The following is a 4344-nucleotide window of genomic DNA, read 5'->3' as shown; positions in this document are numbered from 1 at the left end:
GATCGACGCCGAGCTCGACCGCGACGACACCGCCGCCGGGCAACGGCACGCCGCCGGGGCGCTGGCGGCCCGCCCGACGGTGCAGGCGAAGGAAGAGGCCTGGTCCTCCATCGTCACCGAGGACAAGCTGCCGAACGCGATGCAGGCCTCGATCATCGGCGGCTTCGTCCAGATCGAGCAGGGCGAGATCCTCGAGCAGTTCGTCGAGCCCTACTTCGAGGCGATCCCGCGGGTGTGGGAGGAGCGCACGAACGAGATCGCGCAGAACATCGTCAACGGGTTCTACCCGTCGTGGCGGATCTCGGCCGACACCGTCGAGCGCACCGACCGCTTCATCGCCGACCACGACCCGGCCCCGTCGCTGCGGCGCCTGCTCAACGAGGCCCGTGACGGGGTCCAGCGCGCGCTCCGCGCCCAGGAGTGCGACCGCCGCGCCGGCTGACGCTGCGGACCGAACCATTAGGCGTGTCACGCCTAATGGTTCGACGCGGCGCCGGGGTGGGTCAGCGCGTGTGCGTGTGCAGGGACTGCGGGTGCCGGGCGTGCTCGGCCAGCAGCTGCACGCCCTGGGCGATGCCGCCGGCGAGGTTGCCGGCGGCGAAGGTCGAGGTCATGGTCAGCGCCGCGAGCGCGCAGGCGCGGTCGTCCACCCAGCGCCGGGCGCGGGAGCCGGTGATGATCTCCAGGCTGCGCGCGGACGGGTCGACGAAGACGAGCACCGAGTCCGCTGCCTCCGCGCCGAGCTCGGCGTGCCGCCGCTTGGCGTAGGACCGCGCCGGCCCGTCGGCGGTGCCGACGTAGACCGAGAAGTTCACCCCACTGGACCTGCGGCCCAGTTGGATCGCCCGGACGATCTCCTCGCGCTGCCGCTCGGAGAACGCGTCACCAGCGAGCACTGGTCCCACCGCCGTCACTCTCGCCCGGCTGCACGACCGTGCCGGTCAGGGCCGGGTCGGGGTCTCCGCCTTCGAGCTCCGGCGCGCGGGGGCCACCTTCGACCTCGTCGCCGGGGGCGCCGTACCACTCGGCCTCGGCCTGCCACTCCTTGCCGGGGCGGTAGCGCGGGCCGCGGACCGTCGAGGGGATCGAGACCAGAATCCAGATCAGCGCGAACGCCAGGACCGGGATCCCGACGAAGATGCCCAGCATCTTGAGCTTGGAGATGCCCTCGCCCGGGTCGTCGCCGTCGTCACGCTTGAGCGCGGCCATCGCCGGCGAGGTGACGACCATCGAGGAGACAAAAACGGCGCCGAGAATTGCGGCGCGGGCGGCGCGCCTGCTCATACCGATCACGGCTGGAGACTAGCGAATGCCGCAGCCAGCGAGCGCACGCGGGCACCCGGGCCGGCGCTGCCCCGTAGGTCCTCGAGCAGCACCGGAGTCCCCTCCGCGTCGAGCAGCGGAAGCTGCCAGTTGGGGTACTCCCGGTAGGTGCCGGGCTGGTTCAGCGTCCGGCGGTCACCGGCCGCGTCGGCCAGGGCCACCCCGCACAGCAGGGCCGGCGTGCGGGCCAGGAAGCGGTGCAGCGCCTCCACCTTCGCCCCGATGTCTCCCACCGGGCCGGGGTCGATGCCCTCCTCGATCAGTCGGGCGCGCCAGGACGCCACCTCGTCCCACAGGCTCATCCACTCCTCGTCCGCGGGGCGGGTGAGGAGGCCGAGCCGGTCCCGGATCACCACGTGCTCGCCGGCCAGATAGCCGGCGCTCGGCGGCAGGTCGTGCGTGGTGACCGTGCCCAGGCACAGCCGGCGCCAGGCGTCGGCGGGCAGCGGGCCGACCTCGTCGCGCTCGAAGAACAGGATCGAGGTGCCGAGCATCCCGCGCTCGCGGAGGTAGTCGCGCACCCACGGCTCGACGGTGCCCAGGTCCTCCCCGATCACCACTGCGCCCGCGCGGTGGGCCTCCAGCGCCAGCACGCCGACCATCGCCTCGTGGTCGTAGCGGACGTAGGTGCCCTCGGACGGCTTGCGCCCGGCCGGCACCCACCACAGCCGGAACATGCCCATCACGTGGTCGACCCGGATCCCGCCGGCGTGCCGCAGCAGGTTGCGGATCATGTCCCGGAACGGCCGATAGCCCAGCTCCGCGAGCCGGTTCGGCTTCCACGGCGGCTGGCTCCAGTCCTGGCCCTGCTGGGTGAAGGCGTCCGGCGGGGCCCCGACCGAGACGCCGACCGCGAGGACGTCGCGCATCGCCCAGGAGTCCGCGCCGCCGGGGTGCACCCCCACCGCGAGATCGCCGATCACCCCGAGTGCCATGCCGGCGGAGGTGGTCCGGTCCTTGACCGCGGCCAGTTGCTGATCGAGCTGCCACTGCAGCCAGGCCGCGAAATCGACCGCCTCGCCCAGCCGCTCCCGTTCGGCGGCGACGGTTTCTGACGCGGGGTCACGGAGCTCGTCGGGCCAGGTCATCCACTCCGGGCCGTAGGCCTCGCACAGCGCGGACCAGGTGGCGAAGTCGCGCAGCGCCGCACCTTCGCGGTCGCGGAACGCGGCGAACTCCTGCCCCCGGGCCGCGCTCATCCCCTCGGCGTGGATCAGCTGCAGGGCAGCCCGCTTTGCCGTCCAGGACGCGTCCCGGTCGAGCAGGTCCTCGGGCCCGCCGCGGCCGCGCAACGGGGCACCCAGCGCGTCGACGGCGGCGCGCTGCGCCGGCTCCAGGTCGGCGTACTCCGCAACGTCCTCCACCCGCAGATACAGCGGGCTGGCGAACCGGCGGGTCACCGGCAGGTAGGGCGAGGGCTCGACCGGCGGCAGCGGCGCGGCCGCGTGCAGCGGGTTGATCAGCACGAAGCCCGCGCCGAGGGCGGACGCCGACCACTGGATGAGTTCGGCCAGGTCGTGCAGGTCGCCCGGTCCCCAGGACTGTTCGGAACGGACCTGGTAGAGCTGCGCCAGGTAGCCCCAGGTGCGTTGCGGTTGCCCGTCCGGACCGTGCAGCCGGGACGGCAGGTCGAGGTGGCCGGGAGTGACGATCAACGAGGCCTCGGCAACTCGACCGGCACCGTCCTCCCCGCCCCGGGCCGCAATGCGGTGGTAGCCCAGCGGCAGGTCGGCGGGCAGTTCGAACGTGGCCTCGCCGGTGAGGTCGCCGTCGATCACGGACGGTTCCACCCAACGGTCGAGCTGGCGCACCTCGGCGCGCCCACCGGCCTCGAGCTCGACCCAGACCTCCACCGGCGAACCGTGCGGGACGTGTACCGAGAACGTGGTCGGCGCCGGCGCCTGCTGACGCGTCGTCACCACAGTGGGCAGCATGCGGCGCCAGCGTTCGGCCTCCAGCCGGTTCAGCGACCGGCCGGCGGCCGCCGAGGACGTGGCCTCCCAGCCCAGCGCCTCCAGCACAGCGACGACCGTCGACTCCGGGACCGCGACGTACTCCCCGCGCCAGTCCCAGTACTCGGTCGCCACCCCGCAGGCGGTCGCGAGCGCGACGAGGTTCGGCGAAAGCTCACTCACGTCAGAACCCCTACCAACACAGTGTTCACGGAAACAACGGGGGCTTGCGATGCGCCCAGGGCGCCGCGCGTTCGATCTGGGCAGCGAGCGCGAACAGGTCGCCGTCACCGGCCGGGCGCCCCGCGAGCATGACGCCGATCGGGAGTCCGTCCGCACCGACGTGCAGCGGCAGCGAGACGGCGGGCTGGCCGGTCAGGTTGTAGAAGGACGTGATCGGGGTGAAGTCCAGCTGGTCGGCGAAGTCCTTCGCCGGATCGGCGTCGTTCCGCATCGAGCCGATGCGCGCCGGCGGCGCGGCCAGGGTCGGGGACAGCACGGCGTCGAAGGAGGCCCAGGCCCGCGCGGTCTGCCGGGCCAGGCTCTGCAGTTCGCCGGCGGCGGCGAGAAATCGGGTCACCGGCACCCCCCGGCCGCGCTCGCGCAGCCAGCGGGTGAGCGGCCGGAGCAGGTCCTCGCTCTGCGGCGGCAGTGGACCGCTCGCGGCCAGCGCGGCCCAGATCTCACCGAAGGTGTCGGCCATCTCCGGCCCGGCCGGCGGGTCGACGTCGACCACCTCGTGCCCGAGGTCGGTCAGCAGCGCCGTGGCGGCCTCGTAGGCGGCGAGACAGTCAGGGTGGATCTCGGGGCGGGCGAGGATCCCGGCCGCGAAGCGGCCGATCCGCAGCCGGGACGGGTCGGCCTGGGTGCGGGACAGGAAGGTCTCGGCCGGCGGCGGGGCCCACCACGGGTCCCCCGGCATCGGCCCGGCCACTGCGTCCAGGAACGCGGCTGCGTCGGCGACCGTGCGCGCCAGCGGGCCGTGGGTGACCAGGCCCGTCAGATCGCCGCCGATCGGGCCGTTGCTGATCCGGCCGCGGGAGGGCTTGAACCCGACCAGCCCGCACAC

The 4344-nt window shown here is 73.5% G+C and carries 5 protein-coding genes; 1 reads left to right on the top strand and 4 read right to left on the bottom strand.

Translation table 11 applies throughout. The features are described from left to right. The coding region (locus H0X00_RS21985; protein ID WP_293774862.1) for an ERAP1-like C-terminal domain-containing protein at positions 1 to 442 on the top strand (442 nt) is incomplete at its 5' end. Between the two features lie 61 nt (positions 443 to 503). Here the strand turns inward: H0X00_RS21985 and H0X00_RS21980 are convergent. From H0X00_RS21980 to H0X00_RS21965, 4 genes are all read right to left on the bottom strand, one after another. Continuing rightward, positions 504 to 896, bottom strand: a complete 393-nt coding sequence (locus H0X00_RS21980) for a DUF5130 family protein (RefSeq protein ID WP_293774861.1) — start codon at positions 894 to 896, stop codon at positions 504 to 506. Then, positions 883 to 1284 (bottom strand): hypothetical protein, encoded by a 402-nt coding sequence (locus H0X00_RS21975; protein WP_293774860.1) that lies wholly within the window; start codon positions 1282 to 1284, stop codon positions 883 to 885. Before H0X00_RS21975 ends, H0X00_RS21980 begins: the two co-directional genes overlap by 14 nt. A 5-nt stretch (positions 1285 to 1289) precedes the next feature. Beyond that, on the bottom strand, positions 1290 to 3458 hold the full coding sequence (malQ, locus tag H0X00_RS21970) for a 4-alpha-glucanotransferase (protein ID WP_293774859.1): 2169 nt from the start codon (positions 3456 to 3458) through the stop codon (positions 1290 to 1292). A gap of 25 nt (positions 3459 to 3483) precedes the next feature. Next, on the bottom strand, positions 3484 to 4344 hold an 861-nt coding region (locus H0X00_RS21965), incomplete at its 5' end, for an amidase (protein WP_293774857.1).

It is taken from the genome of Sporichthya sp., from assembly GCF_013815995.1.
Lineage (GTDB): Bacteria > Actinomycetota > Actinomycetes > Sporichthyales > Sporichthyaceae > Sporichthya.
The sequence above is the reverse complement of the archived record's forward strand: the minus strand, read 5'-3'. Positions and strand labels throughout refer to the sequence as shown.